Origin of the sequence: Luteithermobacter gelatinilyticus (assembly GCF_005849285.1) — a bacterium.
Classification (GTDB): domain Bacteria; phylum Pseudomonadota; class Alphaproteobacteria; order Sphingomonadales; family Emcibacteraceae; genus Luteithermobacter; species Luteithermobacter gelatinilyticus.
The window spans coordinates 1486676-1510164 of sequence record NZ_CP040517.1 but is presented as its reverse complement, the minus strand read 5'-3'; the positions used below and the strand labels follow the sequence as shown (position 1 = coordinate 1510164).

Below are 23489 nucleotides of genomic sequence, written 5' to 3'. Positions count from 1 at the left end.
CCTTTTGTATTTGCCTTTATATTCGATTGCTTCAATATTTCTGCACGCGGTAGTTGAGCCCGCATTCTGTCGGAAAGATTACAGGTTTTCGATGCGGATCGCCACGGGTTTTTCCAGCACGATCGGCAAGGCATCAATCTTGTTCAATGCCTGCATCAGAACATTTTCCCGGGTTTTATGGGTCACCATCACCACATAAACCGATCCGTCCAGTTCATGCCCTTTTTGCAACATCACATCGAGCGAAACGTTCTGCTCCTTGAGAATCGAGGTAATATCGGCAATCACGCCGGGCTTTTCCGCCACGTGAAGCCGCATGTAATACGCCCCTTCATGATCGTCGATCAGCACGGGTTCGGCTTTGACAAGCTTGTCTGCCGGAACAAAAAATGCTGCCCCGTTATGCCCCCGGGCGATATCAACAAGATCTGCGACCACGGCCGACGCTGTGGGGCCCTCTCCGGCACCCTGCCCTTCATAAAAAGTCCGGCCGATAAAATCACCTTCCGCCACAATGGCATTAAAGGCGTCGCTGACCTGGGCAATTGGCAGGTTTTTTTGGACCAGTACGGGATGTACCCGCTGTTCCAGCTTTCCTTCCGAATAACTGGAAATACCCAAGAGCTTGATGCGATAGCCAATTTCATCCGCATAATCAATGTCCACAGCAGCAATATGCCGGATGCCTTCGGTGTAAATATTATCGAAATCGGTTTCTACGCCAAAGGCAACGCTGCTGAGAATGGCGAGTTTATGTGCCGTATCAATACCGTCCACATCAAAGGTGGGGTCGGCCTCGGCATAACCCAGAAGCTGGGCTTCGCTCAGAACGTCCTCAAAGCTTTCTCCCTTGGCTTCCATCTGAGTCAGGATGTAATTGCAAGTTCCGTTCATGATGCCGTAAACCCGGTTCAGCCGGTTCGCAGCAAGTCCTTCCCCAATGGATTTGATGATCGGAATGCCCCCGGCCACAGCGGCCTCAAACCGCAAAGCTGCGCCATTTTCATGGGCGGTTCGGGCCAACATCGTGCCATGATGAGCAATCAGGGCCTTATTTGCCGTGACAAAAGATTTCCCGGCCTGTAATGTTTTTTGCGCCAGCTCCTTGGCAACTCCGTCGGAGCCGCCGATCAATTCGACCACAAGGTCGACATCATCCTGTTCCGCAAAATCCAGCGCATTATCAACCCACCGGTAGCCAGAGATATCTACCCCCCGGTCACGATGCCGGTTGTTGGCAGCGACTGCGACAATTTCAATTGGACGGCCGCAACGCGCGGCAATCAATTCTTTCTGAGCCTCAAGAATTTTCAGAACGCCGACCCCGACCGTTCCCAAACCGGCGATGGCAATTTTCAATGATGTGCTCACTTAGCTTTCCTGTTTTTTTGCTTCTTCAAGATAATCATGGCTACGGGCCATAAACCGTTTGATATTACGTATTGCCTGGCGTATCCGCTGCTCATTTTCAACAAGCGCGATGCGGACATAGCCCTCTCCATATTCGCCAAACCCTACCCCCGGCGACACAGCCACCTTGGCATGGGTCAGTAATTGCTTGGCGAAGGCCATGCAGCCGACTTCTTTCCATTCTTCCGGGATCGGCGCCCAGGCAAACATGGTGGCCCGCGGCGCCGGGATCGGCCAGCCGGCCTGCTCCAGTCCTTGCACCAGAACATCCCGTCGGGCCTTATAGATGGCGCGGACCTCGTCAATATAATCCTGCGGTCCGTTCAGAGCGGCTGTCGCCGCGACCTGGATGGGGGTAAACGCCCCATAATCCAGATAGGACTTCACGCGGGTCAACGCTCCAATCAGTTTTTCATTTCCAGCCGCAAACCCGATACGCCAGCCCGCCATGGAGTAGGTCTTGCTCATGGAGGTGAATTCGACCGCAATATCCTTTGCTCCCGGCACCTGGAGAATGGATGGCGGCGGACTATCATCAAAATAAATTTCCGCATAGGCCAGGTCTGAGAGGACATAAATGCCATACTTGCGGGCGAAATCCACAACTTCTGCATAAAAGTCAAGATCCACAACCTCTGCCGTTGGGTTGGCGGGATAATTCAACACCAAGGCCAGAGGTTTTGGAACACTGTGCTTGACGGCCAGGGACAGGCTTTCCATAAAATTCTGACGGCTGTTCGGCGGCAAATGGCGAATGGTCGCTCCGGCGATAATAAACCCGAAATGATGAATGGGATAACTGGGGTTCGGCACCAGAATCACATCACCCGGGGCGGTGATGGCCTGCGCCAGATTGGCCAGTCCCTCCTTTGATCCCAGAGTAACAATGGCTTCCCTGTCCGGATCAATTTCTACATCGAAACGCCGCTGGTAATAGGCCGCTAGCGCCTTACGTAATCCCGGAATCCCTTTGGAGGCGGAATAGCGGTGCGCTTTGGGATCCGGCAATGTGGCGACAAGCTTGTCCAGGACATGTTGCGGTGGAGAGAGATCAGGGTTGCCCATCCCCAGATCAATAATGTCCTCTCCGGCCGCCCGCGCCCGCGCCTTCATTGCGTTGACTTCGGCAAACACATAGGGCGGTAATCGCTTGATCCGGTAAAATTCTGACTCCATTGATCTCTCACCTGAAAAATTTCTGTTCAACGGCTGATGCCAGCCGGGATCAATTCTTTAGCAGCAATTTGCCCATAGGCAAACAGGCTTTCTGCTAAAAAGTAAAAAAACCGGCCAAAAAAATCCTGTCATAATCCTGATAAGAAAACTACTATAATTAAAGGACCTCTTCTCAACTTCGCGAAATTAAGGAGGCAAGATGGACAACGACAAACCGGACATGGAACAGTTTGCTGCCAATATGAAGGAATATGCGGAACAGTTCCAGAAAATCGCCGCTGAATTTCTCGAAAAACAGAAGGAACATAGCCCGCCCGATGAGCTTGACCCACTGAATCTGGGACAGGCCATGATGGAAATGACCAAATATTTTGCCGAAAACCCCCAACAGATTGTCGAAAAGCAGGTCAACCTGTGGAAAGATTACATGACGCTGTGGCAAAACACGGTAAAAAAAATGGCGGGAGAAGACGAAGTGGAGCCGGTCATTGCACCTGAGGTAGGGGATCGCCGGTTCAAGGACAAAGAATGGGAGGAAAACGAGGTTTATGATTATATCAAACAATCCTATCTTTTGACCTCCCGCTGGCTTGAAGATGTCATTCAGGATACCCCTCTTGCCAAAACTCATGAAGGGCAGAAACTGAAATTCTTTACCCGCCAGTTCATTGATGCCATGTCGCCCACAAATTTTGCTGTCACCAACCCGCAGGTCATTCGGGAAACTATTGAAAAAAATGGCAAGAACCTTGTTCAGGGACTGCACAATATTGCCCGGGACATCAACCCGAAAACGGGCACTTTCCGCATTCGCATGACTGATGAAGAGGCCTTTGAACCCGGACGCAATGTTGCCACCACGCCGGGCAAAGTGATCTATCAGAACGAACTCATTCAGCTTATTCAATATACCCCCACTACTGAAACGGTCTACAAGGTCCCGCTGCTGATCGTGCCGCCGTGGATCAACAAATATTATATTCTTGATCTCAGACCAGAAAATTCTCTGGTCAAGTGGCTCACGGACAAGGGATATACGGTCTTTATCATTTCCTGGAAAAACCCGGACGAAAGTATGGCGGAACTGGACTTTGGGGATTATATGGCGCTGGGTCCCCTTTCGGCCCTGCATGCCATTGAGGAAGCTATCGGCGAAACTGTCGTCAATACGGTGGGGTACTGTATTGGAGGAACATTGCTGGCCGCAACGCTTGCCTATCTCGCCGCGAACGACAAGGCCGATCGTGTCAAGAGCACAACTTTTCTGGTCACTCAGGTGGATTTCAGCGAGTCCGGCGAACTCAAACTGTTCGTAGATAAAAAACAACTGAAATTCATGGAAAAGATTATGGAGGAAAAGGGGTATCTTGACGGCAGCATCATGTCCCAGACGTTCAATATGCTGCGTTCCAATGATCTAATCTGGTCCTTTGTCATCAACAATTATCTTCTAGGGCGGGACCCCTTCCCCTTTGACCTGTTGTACTGGAATAGCGATTCCACCCGCCTGACCAAGGCCTGCCACAGCCAGTATCTCAGGGAAATGTATCTGGAAAACAACCTGGTCAAACCTGGCAAGCTGGTGCTCAAGGGCACCCCTATCGACCTTCGAAAGATCACTATCCCGGCTTATATCCAGGCCGCGCAGACCGACCATATCTGCCCCTGGAATTCCGTCTATAAAGCAACCCAGATTTTTTCCGGTCCGCGCCGTTTTATGCTGGCTGGCTCAGGACATATTGCCGGCGTCGTCAATCCGCCGGAAGCCCGGAAATACAATCACTGGATTAATGACAACCTGCCTGATGACCCGGCGGACTGGTTAAACGAAGCGGAAGAAAAACCCGGATCCTGGTGGCCGGACTGGCACCAGTGGCTACGGACCCAATCTGGGAAAAAAGTTCCGGCCCGACAGCCCGGAGAAGGCAAGCTGAGCATTATCGAAGAGGCCCCCGGCAGTTATGTGAAAATCCGGTATGATACCGAAGGAAAATAATGGGCTTTGGCAAGAGCCCAAGTGAACTATCGATATTCCCCGAGATAATCTTGCGCCAGTGCGGCATAATGATCTGTACCGGCGCGCAAGTCTTTGATCGCCTCTTCGGTCAGGGTTCGGACGTATTTGGCCGGGCGGCCCAGCCACATTTCGCCCTTGCCGATCCTTTTTCCCGGGCTTAGCAAAGCCCCGGCCGCCAGCATGCCGCCACTTTCAATATAACAGTTGTCCATGGTCATGGCTCCCATGCCCACGAATCCCCCGTTTTCGATCACCGTGCCATGAATCAGGGCCATGTGACCAACCAGCACCTCATCCCCGATCAGCGTCGCAGCCCCACCACTTTCCACATGCACCACAGTGCCATCTTGAAGGTTGGTCCGGGCCCCGATGCGGATTTTATTGACGTCCCCCCGCAACACGCAATTAAACCAGATGCTGCTTTCGGGACCGATTTCGACATCCCCGATAATTCTGGCACCCGGTGCAATAAATGCAGTTTCGTCTATTTGGGGCCATATGCCATTATGGGGATAAATTTTGCCGCCGCCATTTACGATTTTGCCGACCTCTGCCATCATGGCTTTTTCTCCTCATTTCACTCCCCTCTTACGGGAAAATCGGCAATTGTTCCAGCGATAATGTTTCCTCAAATCCGAACATCAGATTCATGTTCTGAATGGCCTGCCCAGAAGATCCTTTGACCAGATTATCAATGGCCACCACAAGAATGGCCCGGCCCGGCACGCGGTCCTCAAACACATTGATCACACAATGATTAGACCCTCGGACCTGGCGGGTTGCCGGCACTACGCCTTCGGGCGCGATGGTGACAAAGGGTTCATCCCTGTATTGTTCTTCCAGGACAGCCCGCAAATCCTGCGCCGTCTGCGCCTTCCCGGCATATTGAACATAAATGGTTTCCAGTTCGCCCCGGTTCATGGGCACGAGATGAGGGGTGAAGGTCACATAGACCCCCTCCCCGCAGACTTTACCCAGTTCCTGCTCTATTTCAGGGGCATGCCGGTGAGAGGCAATACCGTAAGGATGCAGGGCTTCGGCCACTTCCGTAAACAGATTGCCTTCTTTGAGGGAGCGTCCTGCACCGCTGACCCCGGACTTGGCGTCGATGATAATGCCGTCCTTCCGGATCACCCCCTGTTTCAGCAACGGGATGAGTGTCAGAAGCGCTGCCGTCGGGTAACATCCCGGACAGGCCACCAGCCGCGCCTTGCTGATGCGTTCCCTGTTCAGTTCGCTCAGACCATATACGGCTTCTTTCTGCAACTCCGGCGCCCGGTGAATGTCCCCGTACCACCGGCTGTAAACCTCAAGGTCTTCCAGGCGGAAATCCGCCGACAGGTCAATTACCTTGACCGATCCCTGAATGGCATTGGCGTAATCTGCTGGTGACTCGATAATCATCTCGTCAATAAATCCGTGACCGGTTTCATGCAGGATGCCTTTGATGATTTCCTGGCTGGTGGCATGTGGCAGGGCACAAAATACCACATCAAGCTCCAGCCCCGGCCATTCCACATCAGAGATCGCCATAAGGTCCGGCAAATCAGTATAAGCCAGATGAGGAAAGACGTCCCCGAGGGGTTGCCCCGCCTTGCGGTCCGCTGTCATCAAAACAATTTCCACATGAGGGTGGCGCACAAGAAGGCGTACCAGTTCTGCCCCTGTATATCCGCTGGCGCCAAGAATTGCTGCTCTTATTTTTGACGTAGTTTCAGTCATGTTTTCCTCATGTGTTAAAACCGTATGACAAAATATCCACAAGTCATGAACGGTGTGTATAACGAAATAAAATTAACTTCAACATCTAAAAACAAAATATTATTCTTCAAATACTGAAATATAAAAATAATATTTCGTTATCCGGTGCGCTCAACGACTTCTTGCCAACTCCTGCGTTGCATATGTTCCGGGATATCACAGTAGTCGCCTATTATATCACCCGAAATAAAATTGGCACCTATTTCCCGGGCCAGCATGGCATGATCGACTGTATTCACATTACCGATCACGGTCTTCAGATCAAGCTTGCGGCATTTGATGGAAAATTCCGCAAGGTCCATCCAGGTTTTTTTGGTGTCTTTCAGCACTCTGGGCAAATCATATTTCATATAGGAGAGCCCTGGAATTTTATATTTTTGCAGATCCCGCGGAAGTGTCGTGAGGTCGATCTGGATGGAATTACAATAGGGTTTGAGCCAGACGACAATCATCTGCAGTTTCGATTGCGGGATACCTGCGGGACACAGCGTCAGATTAAAGATGACGTATTTGCGCAGTTCTTCAGGAATTTTCTGACACTGCCCTGTAAATCCTTTCAGCCGTTCTTTGCTGAAAACCGTTTCATAACTAACCGGGATGGTATAGATGGTGCGGAACTTATTGTCATAGAGCCCCTGCATGGTAAGAGCGGCATCTTCAAGCAAAATCCAGTCCAGACCGATTTTTGCTTCCAGTGACGTTTTATCCTTCAGCACATTGTAATCATATCGCATGCTGCCGTCCGCCGCAGTGCTGCGGGCATGGACGGTATAGGTTGTAATGGTTTGGTGTTTGACGTTCCAGAGAGGTCGGTAAACAATATCGAAAGTTTCCCCGCTGATAAACAGATCCAACCGGCTCTTGTCTTCCTCTTGCTCCGGCTTCTGTTTCAGTTTTTCGCGGTCTTCAGGCGTAAAGGCAAAAACACCGTCCTCATAACCGAAAACGGTTCTGACCTCTTCCTGATCCGGCATATATTCCCCAGTAAATTTCCGCCCGACTTCCTCCAGCACAGTGCGGCACATTTCCACCATATCCCGGGACGATTTTGTGGCCGCCAATTGACCGGAGAAAATGACAATATATTCGACTTCCGATTTTTTATAGATCTTTTCCCGGTTTCCGAACCGCCTTTCAAAACAGTTCTCAAAAACAGGAAACATCCTGTCTTTGAGCGAGGCCCATTTTTCCCCCAACCGGTTTTTAATGGCGTGTAGACTGATCAACTGTGCCCGCCCGGCCAGGGCCAGATCGTCATTGGCCATGATTTCCTGCAACTTGGCTTCGGAAATTATCTTGGCGGGAGAGGTTGCCACAGAAACCTGTTCCGCAGGTTTTTGCGTTCTTTCTCTGGGCGGCGAAGGCTTTGGAGTTCTTTTTTTGGACCTGAAAAAATTTAACACTTTCTAGTCACCCTCGTTACATCCACTACGCGTGCGCCGAAAACATTCCCCATTGCATCAAGGCCACGACACATAAACCCCTGACTAGAATGTCGGTTTTTTACCGGCCAGCAATTCCTTCCAGGACAGACGCACCATATGTCCGGGAATCGCGGTGTTTTCCCTGATCACTGCTCCCGCAATATAATCAAAGCCGGCCTCGCGCGCCAACAGCAGATTTTCCAAACTTTGCACATTCAACAAAATGGCCTGCATCGACTTCTGGTGACATTTGGCCGTCATTCGCGCCAGCCCGGCCCAATAAACGGCGCTGTTGCGGGACGGCGGCGCAAGGTTGATGCTCACCCCTTTGATCTGGCATTCCTTGTAGAAACCGATATCCTGAGGAATAAATTCATGACAGTGCAAAATGATAAGGCGGCAATATTTTTTGAGAAGCCCCGTGATATATCTGAGTTTAGCTTCAGGAATTCCCGGTGGAAAATTCACCAGGGTAAAGGAAACATAGCGACACAATTCCTCCGGCATTTTGCGACATAATTGCAGATAGGAGGCCAGTAACTCCGGGGTAAAAAGGGTTTCATAACTCACCGGGATGGAAAAAATAGCCCTGAATTTATTGGCATAAAATTCCTGCATCATTTCCCGGCAGGTCTCAAACAGAAAATAATCCAGAGCGATTTTGTCCTGACGTTTCATTGTTTTTGACAAAACGGCATATCCGCCAGCGGAAAGGGTCCTGCTTTTCAGCCTGCAATTCATGGCATAGGTCGAAATGACCTGATGGTTGCTGTCCCACAAAGGCATAAAGACAGGCTCAACCCATTTCAGCCCCCCCTGAGAACAGCTCGTAGAAACCACTTTCGAAATTTTGTCCTGGACAGAAGAAACAGAAGAACAAGGTGGTTTTGGATTTTGATTGGTGCCTTCCTCGTGCTTTAACGTCGAGGGGGGTACAGGTGGCTTTGTAAGGATGTCGTCCAGAAAACTGGGTTCAAAAAGCAGTTCGCCATCCAGTTTTCCGATGGCCGTGCGCACGACAATATCACTAGTCTCCGCCGAGCCCAGAAACCTTTCCGAGAGTTCCTGAAGTATCTTGGCGCAGACCAGCCGGGCGCTGTCTTCTGCGAGATAAGAAAATACAATAAGATGTTCTTCATCATTGATGGAAAAAAACACATCTTCATCACGCAGCCTTTTGTTTACGATCTGATGCAGGGCATCAAGAATTTTTTCCCGCAGCCCCGGCCACTTTTCGCCAAGTTTTGTTTTAAGTGCTTCGAGCCCAAGAAGCTGCACACGCCCGGTATTCAGAAAGGAATTATGGGTAAGGATTTTCAGAAGCTTATCTTCGGTCAGGGAGCTGAGATTTCGAGACGGGACCACTTGAGACATCCTGGGCAGCGTCGAAGATGAATTCTGGTCTCCGGCCCGGGACGAATCATCATCAAAAAACAGGCTTTCCAGAATATTTTTAAGCTTTATTTGCTTCATTTCAGGATGATCCCTTGGAATTCGCCCGTATGTCATAAAGTCCTTAACAAACCAGTATACCAATGATTATTCCATCAAATATTAACACCTTGTTAATAAACAGAATAACTTCACAAAAAAGCCGCCCTGAGAGTCCCAGGACGGCTCTTTGATCCGATACTGTGTAAACGGATTAACGTTTGGAGAACTGGAAGCTCCGACGTGCTTTCCGCTTACCATATTTTTTACGTTCAACCACACGGGCATCACGGGTGAGAAAACCACCGGCTTTCAACACCGGGCGCAGGCCCGGCTCATAGAATGTCAACGCGCGACTGATGCCATGACGGACGGCACCAGCCTGTCCGGACAGCCCGCCGCCCTTAACGGTACATTCCACATCAAACTGACCAGTCCGGCCCGCCACTTCAAACGGCTGATTAACAATCATCCGCAGCGTCGGACGGGCGAAATAAACCTGCTGATCCCGGCCGTTAACCGTAATTTTCCCAGAACCCGGCTTGATCCAGACACGGGCAACGGCATCTTTACGTTTTCCGGTCGCATAAGCCCGCCCGAGGGCATCCAGTTGCGGTTCGGCAGCAGCTTCAGCGTTATCTGCCGTCGCGGCGGCTTCCGCGCCAGAAGTGATCTCTTTCAGATCTTCCAGTGTTTTCTTTTCATCAGCCATGATTAACGGCTCCTTGTATTTTTGTCATTCATGCCCGCAACATCCAGAACTTCCGGATTTTGAGCGGCATGAGGATGTTCACTTCCGGCATAAACACGCAAGTTACGCATTTGCTGACGCCCCAGCGGGCCACGCGGAATCATACGCTGAACCGCCTTGATCACCAGACGTTCCGGATGGTCACTTTCCAAGATCTGGCGGGCGTTGCGGCTTTTGATCCCGCCCGGATAACCGGTATGCCAGTAATGGATCTTGTCATCTAATTTTTTGCCAGTCAGCTTAACCTTGGCAGCATTGATCACAATGACGTTGTCCCCGTCATCCATATGCGGGGTAAAAGTCGGTTTGTGTTTACCGCGCAGACGAGAAGCCACAATGGCCGCCAGACGTCCGAGCACAACATTTTCGGCATCAATGACGATCCATTTTTTCTCGATATCTGCCGGTTTAGCAGAATAAGTTTTCATCGTTCAGTTTCCCTTGGGACATCCGGATCTCTTGATGTTTTGACGGCCTTTCGTGCCCTCACCTCCACCACGGAGACCCATATTTTTTTCATGACCTTGTAATGTCTTATGACTTTCAGGTAAAACCTGACAGATCACTAACGATCCTGCCGGTCACACTGGCGCGAAATATGCCATTCTTTCATGTAATGTCAATGGAATAATTCCAATAAATAACAAGGCGTTACATGAAAGGTATTATAATACCGTAAAAATAACTGGTTATAATTAAAGAAATAATACGATATTCTGAAAAGCCACCATAAAAGGAAAATCACAAATGACTGAATCCTATAACTTTTCAACTTTGGCCGTTCATGCGGGCCAGCACTCCGATCCCGCCACAGGTGCTTGTGCCACCCCTATTTATCAGACAGCCTCTTTTGAATTTGAAAGTCCGGAACAGGCTGCCGCGCTGTTTAATCTGCAGGAGTTCGGTAATATTTACAGTCGACTCACCAACCCGACTGTAAGTGTGCTTGAAGCCCGTGTTGCCGCCCTTGAAGGCGGTACTGCCGCTCTGGCCGTCGCCTCCGGACATGCTGCCCAGCTGATCACCTTCCATACGTTGATGGAACCCGGTGACGAAATCATTGCCTCGACCAAACTTTATGGCGGATCCATTACCCAGATGGGCCACAGTTTCCGTAAATTCGGATGGTCCACCCGTTTTATCGAACCGGACCCGGAATTGATGAAAGCCGCCATCACGCCCAAGACCAAGGCCATTTTTGTGGAAAGCCTGGCCAATCCCGGCGGGATCGTCACGGATATTGCCGCCCTTGCCGACGTGGCCCATGAAGCCGGCATTGTTCTAGTGGTGGATAATACACTGGCAACCCCCTATCTGTGCCGCCCTATTGAACATGGTGCGGATATTGTGGTTCACAGCCTCACCAAATTCCTTGGTGGCCAGGGCAACAGCATCGGCGGTGTGATTGTGGATTCCGGCCGCTTCGACTGGATGAAAAGCAAAAAATACCCAACCCTTAGTGAACCCTGTGCGGCATATCATGGCATGACTTTCGGGGAAACCTTTGGGGAGACCATGGGCAATATCGCTTTTGCTATTGCCTGTCGGGCGCTGGGGCTTCGTGACCTGGGGCCGGCTTTGTCGCCCATGAATGCCTTTCTGATTCTCAATGGTATCGAAACCCTGCCGCTGAGGATGCAGCGTCATTGCGACAATGCGCTGGAAGTGGCCAAGTTCCTCAAAAATCATGACAAGGTGGATTGGGTGTCCTATGCTGGTCTCGAGGATGACCCGTATCACGCCCTGCAACAGAAATACATGCCCAAGGGCGGTGGAGCAGTCATGACCTTCGGGGTCAAGGGTGGATATGAGGCCGGGGTGAAAGTGGTCCGTTCCGTTAAGCTGTTTAAACATCTGGCCAATATCGGCGATACCCGCAGCCTGATCATTCACCCCTCCTCCACCACGCACCGGCAGTTGCCCGAAGCCGACCAGGTCAAGGCGGGCGCCGGTCCGGATGTAATCAGGCTGTCCGTCGGAATTGAGGATGTGGCGGACATCAAGGCCGACCTGGATCAGGCGCTGACTGCCTGAAGGGAGCGCTCAAGAGATTAGTCGAGGCCGGGGGAGTGATCTTCACCGGCCTTTTCTTACTTGCTTTTTATCTGAAGGAGAGATCAATGAAAGCAACAGGTCAATGTCAATGCGGGGCTAAAAAATTCACAGTGGAAACGGATGACTATCACGCCTATTATTGCCATTGCCGGATGTGTCAGCGTGCCGTTGGTAATATTTTCGCGACATTTGTCAATCTTCCTAAAAATGCCGTACGCTGGAGCGGCGAAGAGCCCGACATCTATCATTCATCCAAAATCGCACAGCGCGGATATTGTGCCACCTGTGGCACGCCGCTCACCTTTGCTTTCCCGGATTCCAACAGGATGGATATCACTGTTGGCAGTTTTGATGACCCGAGCCTGTTCACGCCGCAAAGCCATTTCGGCGTGGAAAGCCGCATCATGAGCTGGCACAAGCCTGACGGCCTGCCGGAAGAGCGCACCGAGGACTCCAAAGCGGTCATGGAACGTTGGCGCCGGGCCGAAACATTATAGCCCCCGGAAATATCCTTTAGAATGAATGGTGAAGAGGTTGGGGCAATCTATTCACAATTCACTTCAGGGCTTCAAACTGTTGCTGATCCAGTCCAGATATTCCGGGTTGCCGCCTTCGATGGGCCAGACCACCACACAAGGCACATCATAGGAATGCAGTTCCCGTATTCGGGTCGTGGCCGCTTCCTGCCTGTCCCGTGTCGTTTTGAGAAGCAAGGCCACCTCCGAATCTTCACACGACTTGCCTTGCCACACATAGATGGACGTCATGCCGTCAAGGATATTGCCACAAGCGGCAAGCTTTTCCCTCACCAACGTTCGAGCAATCATCAGCGCCTCATCCTTGTGGGCGCAGGTCACATACAGACTGCAATATTCCGTCATGAGCCCTCCTGTATCTTCAGACGATGCAAGAAATAAAGGCTGGCTGACAGGGTAACGATGGCCCCGGCCTGGTGCAATGCCGCCAACGGAATCGGCACCACATAGATCAGTGTTAAAATGCCGAGCAGCACCTGAATGATCACAGTCACCATCAGGATATGAGCGGTCAAGCCCAATTGCCTGCGACAGGCCCACCACAACCAAGTCGTCAGGGCAAAAATCACATAAGCCCCTATTCGGTGATCAAACTGAACCGTCAACAGATTTTCAAAAAAATTGATATACCAAGGGGACAGCTCGAAAAGCCCTTCTGGCACCAGGGCCTCCTCCATTAACGGCCAGCTATTATAGATGAATCCTGCATTCAGGCCGGCCACCAGTCCGCCCAGCAGGATTTGGATAAAAATCAGTCCCACAAGGAACTTTGCCAGCCGACCGGAACGAGACACGTCCACCTTTTCCGCTCGCGGCTGAACCAAACCCAGCGCCACCCAGAAAATATACATAAAAATAAACACTGCGAGACCGAGATGAGCAGTCAGGCGATAATGGCTCACATCCGGCTGATCAATCAGGCCGCTTTTGACCATCCACCATCCCACAAGTCCCTGGAGCCCCCCCAGAAAAAACATCAGCCACAATTGCGGTTTCAATGATGCTTCAACCTTTTTACGCCATAAAAAGAAGACAAACGGCACAAAGAATGCCAGACCAATCAGGCGCCCCAGAAGACGGTGCCCGTACTCCCAGAAGAAGATGGCTTTGAACTCCCCTAGGCTCATGCCCCGGTTGACCTTCTGATATTCAGGATAGGCTTTGTAGGCTTCGAATTCCTCCATCCACTGACTTTCATTCAGGGGCGGTATGACCCCGTGAATGGGATGCCATTTCACCATGCTCAGACCAGATTCGGTCAGGCGCGTAATACCTCCCACTACAATCATCAGAAAGATCAGCGCACAAACCGAAAAAAGCCACACGGCGATCTGGCGGTTGTTTGTTCGGGTTACACTGTCATGCATAGACACACCTTTGTTTCGGTTTTTCACAGTTTCCGGGCGGAGCTTGACAATCTTCCGGGACCGGGTACCAATAGCGCAGTCATCAAGCGTAAAAGAAGCATAAAAGTTGTTCGGAACCATCCTGCATGAATGAAATGACCACCTATGTAATTTTGACACTATGTGCGCTGCTTACCGCCTTTGCCAATTTCATGTCCCGTCGCCCCAAACCGCTCGGCAAAGCTTGGACCATTCCGTGGAACGGCATCCAGTTTGTGGCTGTACTGGTTATTTTGCTGATGGTCCGCCACCTCATTGCCCTGCATACCGGTCAGGATACCCAGCTCATGCGCTAGCGCCGTCCTGGGCCTGATTTCGAGCCTTGACTTTCTGGGCATCGACAGCGGCAATGGCGGTCATGTTCAGAATGCCGCGCGCGCTGGTGGCCGGCGTCACAATATGGGCCGCCATCGCTGTCCCCAGAAGAATGGGCCCTACCAGAAGACCATTGTCAATATTCTTGACAAGATCCAAACCGATATTGGCCGCATCAAGATTGGGGAAAATCAGCAAATTAGCGGCCCCTTTCAGCCGGCTGTCGGTGATCAGCTGATTGCGCAGGGTTTCATCCAGGGCCGCCGCGGCATGCATTTCACCGTCCACTTCCATGTCCGGATATTGTTCTCTGAGTATGGCGGCGGCTTTGCGCATTTTCCGGGCGGACGGCTCACGCGAAGACCCAAAGTTGGAATGCGACAACAGGGCAATTTTCGGTTTAATGCCGAAATCCTCTACCTTTTTAGCCGCGGCAATGGTGGTTTCTACAATCTGGTCCGTATCCGGATCCACCCCCATGAAGGCATCTGCGAGGAACAGAGTCTGGCGCGGAAGAATCAGCGTGCTTAAAGTCGAGATTTTCCGTGTGTCGCTGCGCTTGCCAATCAGATCAATGATATATCGGATATGAAAATCAAACCGCCCATAAGTGCCGCAAATCATGGCATCTGCATCGCCGCGCAAGACTGCGAGCGCGGCAATGACTGTGGTATTTGTCCGGACAATGGTCTTGGCGGCTTCGATGGATACCCCCTTGCGCCCCACCAGACGGTGATAGGTCTGCCAGTATTCCCGGTAGCGATCATCCTGTTGCGGATTGATCAACTCATAATCCTCTCCCGCTTTGAGCCGCAGCCCCAGCCGGTCTATCCGACGGGCCACGACATCCGGTCGGCCAATCAGAATAGGCTGGGCCAGATTTTCATCCACCACGGCCTGCACCGCCCTAAGCACGGATTCATTTTCGCCTTCGGCATAGATGACCCGCTGAATATCCTGCTTCGCCTTTTCAATGACCGGCTGCAACAGCATATTTGACTTGAATACGAAATTGCCCAGTTCTTCCCGGTACGCTTCCACATCCACAAGCGGCCGCGTGGCCACACCGGTATCCATGGCGGCCTTGGCAACGGCAGGAGCCACTTCCAGAATAAGACGTGGATCAAACGGTTTGGGGATGATGTAATCCGGACCGAATTTCAGTTCCTCGCCGCGATAGGCATTGGCCACCTGTTCTTCCGATTCCTGATAGGCGAGATCCGCAATGGCCTTGACCGCGGCAATTTTCATTTCCTCATTGATGGTGGTAGCGCCCACATCCAATGCGCCCCGGAACAAAAACGGGAAACACAGTACATTATTGACCTGATTGGGATAATCGGACCGCCCTGTGGCGATGATCGCGTCGGGACGGGCCTCACGGGCGTCTTCCGGCAGGATTTCGGGAACCGGATTAGCCAGCGCCAGGATAAACGGCCGCGGCGCCATCTTTTTCACCATTTCCTGTTTCAAAATTCCTGGCGCGGAAAGCCCCAAAAAGACATCCGCCCCCACAATCGCCTCGTCCAGTGTGCGCTCTCTGGTTTTTCGCGCGTAACGGGCCTTATAGGGATTCATATCCGTCTCTCGCCCCTCATAAACAACCCCTTCCCTATCGACCAGAGTGATGTTTTCTCGCGGTAGTCCCATGTTCACCAAAAGGTCAAGACAGGCCAATGAGGCGGCCCCACCGCCCGTGGAGACGAGTTTTACGTTCTCAAGTTTCTTGTCCACAATGCGCAGACCGTTATAAATGGCTGCCCCGGCCACAATAGCTGTCCCATGCTGATCATCGTGAAAGACGGGAATGTTCATGCGTTCCTTGAGCGCCTTTTCCACAATGAAACATTCAGGGGCCTTGATGTCTTCCAGATTGATCGCCCCGAAAGTGGGTTCCAGAGCGGCAATAATGTCCACCAGCTTGTCCGGATCCTTCTCGTTGATTTCGATGTCGAACACATTGATATTGGCAAATTTTTTGAACAAAACCGCCTTTCCTTCCATGACCGGTTTCGATGCCAGCGGGCCAATATCGCCCAGCCCAAGAACGGCTGTCCCATTGGAAATCACCCCAACCAGATTGCCTCGGGCCGTCACATTGGCGGCCTCTGCCGGATCCTTCACTATGGCTTCACAGGCAAAAGCCACCCCGGGCGAATAGGCCCGAGCCAAATCCCGCTGGTTCGCCAGGGGTTTCGTCGGCACAATCGCCAGTTTGCCGGGAACGGGTTCCGTGTGATAACGAAGGGAAGTTTCCTTGAATTTATCGTCGGCCATTTATTTCTGTCCACCTTAGGTTTGCGCTGCTCATCCGTTATTTTTCTTTATAAAGCATAGATGAAAGGATTTGCCTAGAGTGAATTGGGCCAACCTGATCGCAATTCACTCTAAAGCTCCAAACAAAACTTATGGCAAGCGTCGTCATGAACAAAAATGGAAAAGCACAAAAAAGAGGAAGCCTGGCGGCTTCCTCAAGGTTTGGGAGGTCTTATAGAAGGGAGGGATTTATTCGTTTACAGATCCAGCGGACGATATTCCTTGCCCAAGTCGCGAGCAACGGCTTCATAAGTCACAAACCCGCCAGACACATTAACACCGTTTTTCAGATGCGGATCATCCTTACATGCCTGTTTCCAGCCCTTGTTAGCCAGAGCCAGACCAAAAGGAAGGGTCGCATTATTCAGGGCAAAGGTTGAGGTCCGTGCCACAGCACCCGGCATGTTGGCCACACAATAATGGACTATACCATCCACAATAAAGGTGGGATCGGCATGAGTGGTCGGATGGGAGGTCTCGAAACAACCGCCCTGGTCGATGGAAATATCCACCAGCACCGCCCCATCCTTCATCTGGCTAACCATATCCCGGCTGACCAGTTTCGGTGCAGCCGCCCCCGCCACCAGCACCGCCCCGATCACGAGATCCGCGCCAAGCACGGCCTCTTCCAGGTCATGACCCGTGGAATAACGGGTTTTGACACTGCCACGGAATCGGCTGTCCAACCGCCGCAACACATCCGGATTACGGTCAAAAACACTTACATCCGCCCCGAGGCCAACAGCCATTTCTGCGGCGTTCATCCCAGACACGCCGCCCCCGATAATCACTACCTTGGCCGGCGCCACGCCGGGTACACCACCCAACAATAGACCCCGCCCACCAGACGCTTTTTCCAGCGCATGCGCGCCAGCCTGAATGGACATTCTGCCAGCGACTTCACTCATCGGCGCCAGCAGCGGCAAACCGCCTGCATCATTGGTGACGGTTTCATAGGCAATGGCCGTACATCCCGATTTGAGTAGCGCATCGGTCTGGGCCGGATCTGGCGCCAGATGCAGATAGGTATAGAGCACATGGTGCTCTTTCAGCATGGCGCATTCATTAAGCTGGGGTTCTTTGACCTTGACGATCATTTCCGCCTGCTCGAAAATTTCTTCCGGCGTTGAGAGAATTTCCGCCCCTACTGCCCGGTAATCCTCGTCCGTAAAGCCGACCCCTTCACCTGCACGGGTTTCCACCACCACTTTGTGACCGTTCCTGACAAATTCTGAAGCGCTGGCCGGGGTCAGACCAACGCGATATTCATGGTTTTTGATTTCCTTTGGCACACCGACAATCATTCTGAAGCTCCTATTTTTCACCTGTCTGACAGAATATCTGAAGATGGGCCGAATGTCCTTGCAAATTAGATGACATCTGTGTTGATTTTTCGAATATTATTGCGTTATTTTATAATTATGAGACATAAATTTGATAATGTGAAATTAGACAAGATTGATCATGCTATTCTGGACGAGCTTCAGAAAAATGGGCGCATCAGCAATGCGGACCTGGCCGACCGGGTCGGCCTGTCCCAGTCCGCCTGTCTGCGCCGGGTCAAGGCCCTGGAAGAGCATCATGTCATCAAGGGATATTCCACCATCGTGGATCAAAGCGCTGCCGGCCTGCCGGACAATGTTTTTGTTCAGATAACAGTGGAAAAACAGACCAAGGAAAAACTCGCGGAATTTGAGCGCAAAGTCCGGGAATGCCCGCAAATCATGGAATGTTATTTGATGTCCGGGGATGCGGACTACCTGCTCAGGGTGATTGTTGCTGACGCTTCGGATTATGAACGCCTGCATATGGATGTGCTGACCGCCCTGCCCGGTGTCAGTCAAATCAAATCCAATTTCTCCTTGCGGACAGTGACCAAAAACACCACTATCCCTTTCGGCCTTAAATAGCCGTCAGTCCCCCGTCGAAGACGACAGCCTGACCGGTCATGAAGCTGTTTCGGTCAGAACACAGCCACAACATGCCATCAACAATTTCCTCGACGCGGGCCAGACGCCGCATGGGGACCATGCCGATAAGCTTACGCACCGCATTATCGTCTTCTTCCCTGTTCAGATAACGTTCAACCATAGGGGTTGCAGTGCCACCCGGACAGATGGCGTTAACGCGAATATTGTACCGGGCATTTTCGGCCGCGGCGGTTCGGGTCAGTCCCACGACACCATGTTTGCTGGCCGCATAGGGACCAAGTCCCGGGGCACCGCTGATTCCGGCAATGGAGGCTACATTCAGAATAACACCGGCATTTTGCCGGATCATCTGCTGCAACTCATATTTCATACAATAAAACACCCCCTTGAGGTTGACGTCCAGTGTCTGTTCCCATTCTTCCGTGTCACATTGGGCCAGGGGCTTTAGGGCATGCTCCACACCCGCATTATTAATCGCCACGTCAATCCGACCGAATGTTTCTTCGGCAGCAACCACGTTCTCAATAACCTGTTCCTTATTGCGAACGTCACAAAGACGCCACAGAACCTCGCCGCCGACTTCGCGCGCCAGAAAGGCCGTCTCTTCCAGTTCGGCCTGGTGCAGATCTGAAAGCACCAGTTTTGCCCCGGCCTTGGCAAAGGCGCAGGCGGCCGCCCGGCCGAGTCCGGAGCCAGCACCGGTAATCATCACCACTTTGTCGGCATAACTCTCACAAGTCATAAGACCTCCTCCCCCTGTTCAATAACATCCAGAGCATAATCTGCCACAATTCGGGTCATGCTTCCCAGTTTTTTTGCCTGATCGCTGGAAGCGTTTCCCTCCAACGCCCGCTTGTAAACCCCCTGAATGATGGCGGCGAGCCGGAAAAAATTGAACGCCAGATAAAAGGACCAGTTTTCAATGTGTGCAATACCGCGGCGCTCACAATATTGGCGCACATATTCCCGTTCAGTCGGCAATCCCTGGGCCCGTCGATCCACGCCCCCCAGACCTTTGATACCTGGTGAACTCTGTGGCAGGCGCCATTGCATGCATTGATAAGACAGGTCTGCCAGAGGGTGCCCCAAAGTGGATAGTTCCCAATCCACAACCGCAATGACTTCTGGCCGATCGGGGTGAAAAATCATATTATCCAGTCGGAAATCGCCATGAATCAGGCAGCATTGCCCCTCATCTTCCGGAATATGATCCGGTAGCCACGACATCAGAAACTCCATACTTTCGATCCGGTCGGTGCGGCTGGCCTCATATTGCTGCGACCAGCGCCGGGTCTGACGTGCAAAATAATTGCCGGGCTTGCCATAATCCTCAAGTCCTACGGCCTGAATATCCACCCCGTGAATGGCCGCCAGAACCCGGTTCATTTCATCATAATAAGCCAGCCGCTTTTCCCGGGAGAGATCCGGCAAAACCGGATCCCAGAAAATGCGGCCCTCTTCATAAGACATGACATAAAACCAGCTGCCAATAACATTATCGTCCTGACACAACAGATACGGTGTCGCCACCGGCACATCGGTTTTTTCCAGTGCTTTGAGAACCCGGAATTCCCGATCCACGGCATGGGCCGATTTCAACAGCTTACCCGGCGGCTTGCGGCGCAGCACATATGAACCGGAAGCCGCCTCGATCTTAAAAGTGGGATTGGATTGACCGTCCGAAAATTTCTGTGCCTTCAAAGGCCCCCGGAACCCGGCCAGATTTTGTTCCAGATAACGGCACAATTTTTCTTCATCAAGATGTTTTATCGATGCTGTCACGCCTTCCTCCATACAGACAGTAGCATATTTTTCAACAGTATATCTTTAGCGGGGGCATACTCACGCAGCACCTGTTTGGCGAGGGCCGCCATATGCACCTGGTCGGGACCGTCCGCAAGTCGCAGGGTGCGGGCATAGGCAAAGGCCCGGGCCAGGAAAAAGTCCTGACAGACACCGCCGCCACCGTGAATCTGTATGGCCCGGTCAATGACGTTCTGGGCCATTTTTGGCGCTACAATCTTGATCATGGCGATCAGATCTCGCGCTGCCTTGTTGCCGGCCTTATCCATCTTGTCCGCCGCCTTGAGGGTCAGCAGACGGGCCTGTTCAATTTCGCAGCGGGAACGGGCGATATCCTCGCGCACCGACCCCTGAGCGCTCAGCGGTTTGCCAAAGGCTACCCGATCCTCGGCCCGAACACACATCGCTTCGAGCGCTCGTTGTGCCACCCCGATCAGACGCATGCAGTGATGAATGCGGCCAGGCCCCAACCGCCCTTGGGCAATTTCGAACCCTCGCCCCTCGCCCAGAAGGATGTTTTCAACCGGGACGCGCACATTTTCAAAAAGTATTTCGGCATGACCATGCGGGGCATCATCATCACCAAAAACATGCAGCGGACGCAAAACCTTGACACCCGCTGTATCCATGGGCACTAGAATCATGGACTGCTGATGGTGAATATCTGCTTCCGGATTGGTTTTACCCATAAGGATCAAGATCTTGCAGCGTGGGTCCATGGCACCGCTGGTCCACCATTTGCGCCCGTTGATGACATATTCATCCCCTTCCCGAGTAATGGCGCACTGGATATTTGTGGCATCAGAAGACGCCACATCCGGTTCAGTCATGGCAAAACCTGAGCGGATTTTGCCTTCCAGCAGTGGCTCAAGCCACGTTTTTTTCTGTGCCTCGGTGCCATAACGCACCAAAACTTCCATATTACCGGTGTCCGGCGCATTACAGTTAAACACCTCAGCTCCGATAACGGAACGCCCCATGATTTCCGCCAGCGGGGCGTATTCCAGATTGCTTAAACCTGCCCCATATTCAGAGTCCGGCAAAAACAAGTTCCATAATCCTTCGGCCCGGGCCTTTTGCTTCAATTCCTCCATGATCGGCGGGATTGTCCAGCGCCGCGACTCCGGTGCAATATGGGCGAAATAGTCCTGCTCTGCCGGATAAACATAGGCGTCCATAAAAGCCGTCAGTTTATCCCGCAACTGTTTCACTTTGTCCGAATAGTCAAAATCCATAAACCGCCTCTCCTCTGTTGATTGTCATCGTCCGCTGCCGGAAGGGATATTATACATTTTCCAGACAATATTTCACGGCGGGCCAGGGTTTCTGACACCGTTCATCTTACGGAAAATATATCCCAAAACAAAACGAACGTTTGTCTGTATGGCAGTATCTGTCAGAATATCCCGCAGATCAAGCTTTGATCATTGTTTTTTTATGGATTAAAAGGAACCAGGCGCCGTGCAGAATGAACACAATTAATGGGGGCTGACTCTGGTAATGGGGGCTGACTCTGGGGTACGGCCAGCCCCCCCCCCGCAGGGACTGGGCCAGACCTGACCGGCAGAATGGGTCAACCTATTCACAATTCACTCTAGAATGGGAGGAAAAACATGTTTGGTCTCAACAAATCACAACTCACCGTCATTGGCCTGCTCTTGCTGGTACTTGCCGTTTTTTACGGGGGCGAGCTTTATTCCAACTGGTTATACCAGAAAGAACAACAGTTGCCCCGTCTTGTCATGCGGGTCATTCAGCCGGATGGGAAAGAATTTGTCTTTGCCATCTCCCAAGCGGATTATAAACGGGGACAGACCGATCTGGAAACCATCGTCCGGGACTATTATCCTGATCAGACGGGGCATCAGTTTTCAGAAACGGTGGACTGTTTGGAGTTTCGCAAGCTGATGAAACGCACCCTGTCGGTGGAAGGAAAAAACAAGCTCCGGGCGGGCTGGGAATATGACGCCTGTTATCCAGAGCGACAAGCGCCGGAAGATTAAAAAAGAAAGAAGATTTTAAAAAAGCCCCACAATCCGTTGGATTGCAGGGCCTTTTATTGGTCGGAATGGCCGGATTTGAACCGACGACCCCTTCACCCCCAGTGAAGTGCGCTACCAGGCTGCGCTACATTCCGGTAAATCCTTGTCACCCCAAAGGGGCCTCTTTCACTTTGTGAAAGTGCGAAAGTGGGCGCACTATAGCGCCTGTTTTTTATTTGGGCAACTCACCTTTGAGCTTTTTTTGGATATTTTTTAAATCTTCCCGTAATTGCCCTAATTCCTCTTTGAGAGACACGGTGATCAGGGGTTCTTCCGCCGTCCCGGATAGGGCTGCTTCCGGTTGCTCAGCAGCTTTTTTCTCAGCTCTGCCCACCCCTTGGACATAATGCTGCACAATGTTTTTTACCCCTTGTTCCCGCAAAAGCTTCTGGGCGCCCTTGATGGTATACCCATCTTCATGAAGCAGAGTGCGAATGGCCTGAATTACTTCAACGTCCTCGGGGCTGTAATAGCGTCGGCCACCGCCGCGTTTCATCGGTTTGATCTGACTGAACTTGCTTTCCCAGAACCGCAAAACATGCTGGGGCACGTCCATAGCTTCCGCCACTTCACTGATGGTACGATAAGCGTTGGGTGATTTTTCCTGACGTGACGCCATCCGGGAAGGTCCCTTTTCAATTTTTGGGGGCACCTATCCCATCGCCGAACAGCGCGTTTCGGCCGTGCCCCCTGCTGTCTTCGCGTTCAGTCTTTTTTCAGCCGGCTCACCCGGTCCTTAAGAACCTGCGACGGACGGAAAACCAGAACCCGACGGGGTTCAATGGGGACTTCCTCGCCTGTTTTGGGATTTCGGCCAATGCGCCCTCCCTTATCCCGGACAATAAAACTTCCGAAAGATGAAATTTTGACATTATCCCCGTTAATCAGATTTTGGGAGATTTCTTCCAGAACCGTTTCCACCAGTTCCGCAGACTCATTGCGTGACAAGCCCACTTCCTGATAAACCGCTTCGCTCAAATCGGCACGTGTAATTGTTTTTCCGCTCATATCACTTCATCCTTGTTGCTGAGATAGCGTACTTCAGGCTAAATATTCCGTCAATATCAAAGGGATGACAGAAATTCCTAAAGAAGTGGATAATGTGTATTTTAGCG

Annotated in this window: 23 protein-coding genes and 1 tRNA gene; 6 read left to right on the top strand and 18 right to left on the bottom strand. The window is 51.7% G+C overall.

The window, feature by feature from the left end:
• Window positions 1-78: 78 nt before the first annotated feature.
• A complete protein-coding gene (locus FE788_RS06815) occupies window positions 79-1371 on the bottom strand; it encodes a homoserine dehydrogenase (protein ID WP_138379922.1) in 1293 nt (430 codons plus the stop codon).
• The gene (locus tag FE788_RS06810) at window positions 1372-2586 is read right to left on the bottom strand and encodes an LL-diaminopimelate aminotransferase (RefSeq protein WP_138379921.1); all 1215 of its coding nucleotides are present in this window, start codon (window positions 2584-2586) and stop codon (window positions 1372-1374) included.
• Window positions 2587-2785: 199 nt separating this feature from the next.
• On the opposite strand from FE788_RS06810, the gene FE788_RS06805 reads away from it, so the two are divergent.
• Window positions 2786-4582, top strand: coding sequence for a PHA/PHB synthase family protein (locus FE788_RS06805; RefSeq protein WP_210414183.1), 1797 nt, complete (start codon window positions 2786-2788; stop codon window positions 4580-4582).
• Between the two features lie 26 nt (window positions 4583-4608).
• Here FE788_RS06805 and FE788_RS06800 read toward each other — a convergent pair whose 3' ends face one another.
• From FE788_RS06800 to rplM, 6 genes are all read right to left on the bottom strand, one after another.
• Window positions 4609-5163, bottom strand: coding sequence for a gamma carbonic anhydrase family protein (locus FE788_RS06800; protein ID WP_210414182.1), 555 nt, complete (start codon window positions 5161-5163; stop codon window positions 4609-4611).
• Window positions 5164-5191: 28 nt separating this feature from the next.
• The gene (gene argC, locus FE788_RS06795) at window positions 5192-6325 is read right to left on the bottom strand and encodes an N-acetyl-gamma-glutamyl-phosphate reductase (protein WP_138379920.1); all 1134 of its coding nucleotides are present in this window, start codon (window positions 6323-6325) and stop codon (window positions 5192-5194) included.
• Window positions 6326-6462: 137 nt separating this feature from the next.
• The gene (locus tag FE788_RS06790; RefSeq protein WP_138379919.1) at window positions 6463-7680 is read right to left on the bottom strand and encodes a hypothetical protein; all 1218 of its coding nucleotides are present in this window, start codon (window positions 7678-7680) and stop codon (window positions 6463-6465) included.
• Window positions 7681-7851: 171 nt separating this feature from the next.
• On the bottom strand, window positions 7852-9261 hold the full coding sequence (locus FE788_RS06785; RefSeq protein WP_138379918.1) for a hypothetical protein: 1410 nt from the start codon (window positions 9259-9261) through the stop codon (window positions 7852-7854).
• A gap of 172 nt (window positions 9262-9433) precedes the next feature.
• Window positions 9434-9931: a 30S ribosomal protein S9 gene (gene rpsI, locus FE788_RS06780; protein ID WP_138379917.1), complete on the bottom strand. Its 498-nt coding sequence runs from the start codon at window positions 9929-9931 to the stop codon at window positions 9434-9436.
• Window positions 9932-9933: 2 nt separating this feature from the next.
• On the bottom strand, window positions 9934-10398 hold the full coding sequence (gene rplM / locus FE788_RS06775) for a 50S ribosomal protein L13 (RefSeq protein WP_138379916.1): 465 nt from the start codon (window positions 10396-10398) through the stop codon (window positions 9934-9936).
• Window positions 10399-10717: 319 nt separating this feature from the next.
• Here rplM and FE788_RS06770 point away from each other — a divergent pair, with 319 nt between their 5' ends.
• Together FE788_RS06770 and FE788_RS06765 are read left to right on the top strand one after the other, a co-directional pair.
• On the top strand, window positions 10718-12004 hold the full coding sequence (locus FE788_RS06770) for an O-acetylhomoserine aminocarboxypropyltransferase (RefSeq protein WP_138379915.1): 1287 nt from the start codon (window positions 10718-10720) through the stop codon (window positions 12002-12004).
• A gap of 86 nt (window positions 12005-12090) precedes the next feature.
• Entirely contained in the window at window positions 12091-12522 is a 432-nt protein-coding gene (locus tag FE788_RS06765) for a GFA family protein (protein WP_138379914.1), read from the top strand.
• A gap of 63 nt (window positions 12523-12585) precedes the next feature.
• On the opposite strand, the gene cutA is transcribed toward FE788_RS06765, so the two are convergent.
• On the bottom strand, window positions 12586-12906 hold the full coding sequence (gene cutA / locus FE788_RS06760; RefSeq protein ID WP_138379913.1) for a divalent-cation tolerance protein CutA: 321 nt from the start codon (window positions 12904-12906) through the stop codon (window positions 12586-12588).
• The gene (locus tag FE788_RS06755) at window positions 12903-13928 is read right to left on the bottom strand and encodes a COX15/CtaA family protein (RefSeq protein ID WP_138379912.1); all 1026 of its coding nucleotides are present in this window, start codon (window positions 13926-13928) and stop codon (window positions 12903-12905) included. The genes cutA and FE788_RS06755 overlap by 4 nt, the downstream gene beginning before the upstream one ends.
• 125 nt (window positions 13929-14053) lie before the next feature.
• Between FE788_RS06755 and FE788_RS06750 the strand changes: the two genes are divergently transcribed.
• Window positions 14054-14263 carry a hypothetical protein gene (locus tag FE788_RS06750; protein WP_138379911.1) on the top strand — a complete coding sequence of 70 codons (210 nt, stop codon included), beginning with the start codon at window positions 14054-14056 and terminating at the stop codon, window positions 14261-14263.
• Here FE788_RS06750 and FE788_RS06745 read toward each other — a convergent pair.
• On the bottom strand, window positions 14253-16559 hold the full coding sequence (locus FE788_RS06745; RefSeq protein WP_138379910.1) for an NADP-dependent malic enzyme: 2307 nt from the start codon (window positions 16557-16559) through the stop codon (window positions 14253-14255). The genes FE788_RS06750 and FE788_RS06745 overlap by 11 nt on opposite strands.
• Window positions 16560-16795: 236 nt before the next feature.
• Window positions 16796-17902: an alanine dehydrogenase gene (gene ald / locus FE788_RS06740; RefSeq protein WP_138379909.1), complete on the bottom strand. Its 1107-nt coding sequence runs from the start codon at window positions 17900-17902 to the stop codon at window positions 16796-16798.
• Between the two features lie 138 nt (window positions 17903-18040).
• On the opposite strand from ald, the gene FE788_RS06735 reads away from it, so the two are divergent.
• A complete protein-coding gene (locus FE788_RS06735) occupies window positions 18041-18508 on the top strand; it encodes an Lrp/AsnC family transcriptional regulator (RefSeq protein WP_210414181.1) in 468 nt (155 codons plus the stop codon).
• Here the strand turns inward: FE788_RS06735 and FE788_RS06730 are convergent.
• The 3 genes from FE788_RS06730 to FE788_RS06720 are packed head-to-tail and all read right to left on the bottom strand — an operon-like array spanning window position 18501 to window position 21567.
• Complete coding sequence (locus FE788_RS06730) at window positions 18501-19271, bottom strand: SDR family NAD(P)-dependent oxidoreductase (protein WP_138379907.1); 771 nt, start codon at window positions 19269-19271, stop codon at window positions 18501-18503. The genes FE788_RS06735 and FE788_RS06730 overlap by 8 nt on opposite strands.
• Window positions 19268-20311, bottom strand: coding sequence for a phosphotransferase (locus FE788_RS06725; RefSeq protein WP_210414180.1), 1044 nt, complete (start codon window positions 20309-20311; stop codon window positions 19268-19270). The genes FE788_RS06730 and FE788_RS06725 overlap by 4 nt, the downstream gene beginning before the upstream one ends.
• Window positions 20308-21567 carry an acyl-CoA dehydrogenase family protein gene (locus FE788_RS06720; protein ID WP_138379905.1) on the bottom strand — a complete coding sequence of 420 codons (1260 nt, stop codon included), beginning with the start codon at window positions 21565-21567 and terminating at the stop codon, window positions 20308-20310. The genes FE788_RS06725 and FE788_RS06720 overlap by 4 nt, the downstream gene beginning before the upstream one ends.
• A 378-nt stretch (window positions 21568-21945) precedes the next feature.
• On the opposite strand from FE788_RS06720, the gene FE788_RS06715 reads away from it, so the two are divergent.
• Complete coding sequence (locus tag FE788_RS06715; protein ID WP_138379904.1) at window positions 21946-22335, top strand: hypothetical protein; 390 nt, start codon at window positions 21946-21948, stop codon at window positions 22333-22335.
• 57 nt (window positions 22336-22392) lie between these two features.
• Here FE788_RS06715 and FE788_RS06710 read toward each other — a convergent pair.
• The 3 genes from FE788_RS06710 to FE788_RS06700 form a co-directional block, all read right to left on the bottom strand.
• Window positions 22393-22469, bottom strand: a tRNA-Pro gene (locus FE788_RS06710).
• Between the two features lie 77 nt (window positions 22470-22546).
• Window positions 22547-22993, bottom strand: a complete 447-nt coding sequence (locus tag FE788_RS06705; RefSeq protein ID WP_138379903.1) for a MerR family transcriptional regulator — start codon at window positions 22991-22993, stop codon at window positions 22547-22549.
• Window positions 22994-23079: 86 nt separating this feature from the next.
• Window positions 23080-23382, bottom strand: a complete 303-nt coding sequence (locus FE788_RS06700; protein WP_138379902.1) for an integration host factor subunit alpha — start codon at window positions 23380-23382, stop codon at window positions 23080-23082.
• Window positions 23383-23489: the final 107 nt, after the last annotated feature.

Coding starts and splice junctions, on each gene's coding strand:
- FE788_RS06730 (WP_138379907.1), bottom strand. CDS start 19,271: ATGACTTGTGAGAGTTATGCCGACAAAGTGGTGATGATTACCGGTGCT.
- FE788_RS06770 (WP_138379915.1), top strand. CDS start 10,718: ATGACTGAATCCTATAACTTTTCAACTTTGGCCGTTCATGCGGGCCAG.
- argC (WP_138379920.1), bottom strand. CDS start 6,325: ATGACTGAAACTACGTCAAAAATAAGAGCAGCAATTCTTGGCGCCAGC.
- cutA (WP_138379913.1), bottom strand. CDS start 12,906: ATGACGGAATATTGCAGTCTGTATGTGACCTGCGCCCACAAGGATGAG.
- ald (WP_138379909.1), bottom strand. CDS start 17,902: ATGATTGTCGGTGTGCCAAAGGAAATCAAAAACCATGAATATCGCGTT.
- FE788_RS06700 (WP_138379902.1), bottom strand. CDS start 23,382: ATGAGCGGAAAAACAATTACACGTGCCGATTTGAGCGAAGCGGTTTAT.
- rpsI (WP_138379917.1), bottom strand. CDS start 9,931: ATGGCTGATGAAAAGAAAACACTGGAAGATCTGAAAGAGATCACTTCT.
- FE788_RS06805 (WP_210414183.1), top strand. CDS start 2,786: ATGGACAACGACAAACCGGACATGGAACAGTTTGCTGCCAATATGAAG.
- FE788_RS06750 (WP_138379911.1), top strand. CDS start 14,054: ATGAATGAAATGACCACCTATGTAATTTTGACACTATGTGCGCTGCTT.
- FE788_RS06800 (WP_210414182.1), bottom strand. CDS start 5,163: ATGATGGCAGAGGTCGGCAAAATCGTAAATGGCGGCGGCAAAATTTAT.
- FE788_RS06715 (WP_138379904.1), top strand. CDS start 21,946: ATGTTTGGTCTCAACAAATCACAACTCACCGTCATTGGCCTGCTCTTG.
- FE788_RS06755 (WP_138379912.1), bottom strand. CDS start 13,928: ATGCATGACAGTGTAACCCGAACAAACAACCGCCAGATCGCCGTGTGG.
- FE788_RS06765 (WP_138379914.1), top strand. CDS start 12,091: ATGAAAGCAACAGGTCAATGTCAATGCGGGGCTAAAAAATTCACAGTG.
- rplM (WP_138379916.1), bottom strand. CDS start 10,398: ATGAAAACTTATTCTGCTAAACCGGCAGATATCGAGAAAAAATGGATC.
- FE788_RS06785 (WP_138379918.1), bottom strand. CDS start 9,261: ATGAAGCAAATAAAGCTTAAAAATATTCTGGAAAGCCTGTTTTTTGAT.
- FE788_RS06720 (WP_138379905.1), bottom strand. CDS start 21,567: ATGGATTTTGACTATTCGGACAAAGTGAAACAGTTGCGGGATAAACTG.
- FE788_RS06810 (WP_138379921.1), bottom strand. CDS start 2,586: ATGGAGTCAGAATTTTACCGGATCAAGCGATTACCGCCCTATGTGTTT.
- FE788_RS06745 (WP_138379910.1), bottom strand. CDS start 16,559: ATGGCCGACGATAAATTCAAGGAAACTTCCCTTCGTTATCACACGGAA.
- FE788_RS06705 (WP_138379903.1), bottom strand. CDS start 22,993: ATGGCGTCACGTCAGGAAAAATCACCCAACGCTTATCGTACCATCAGT.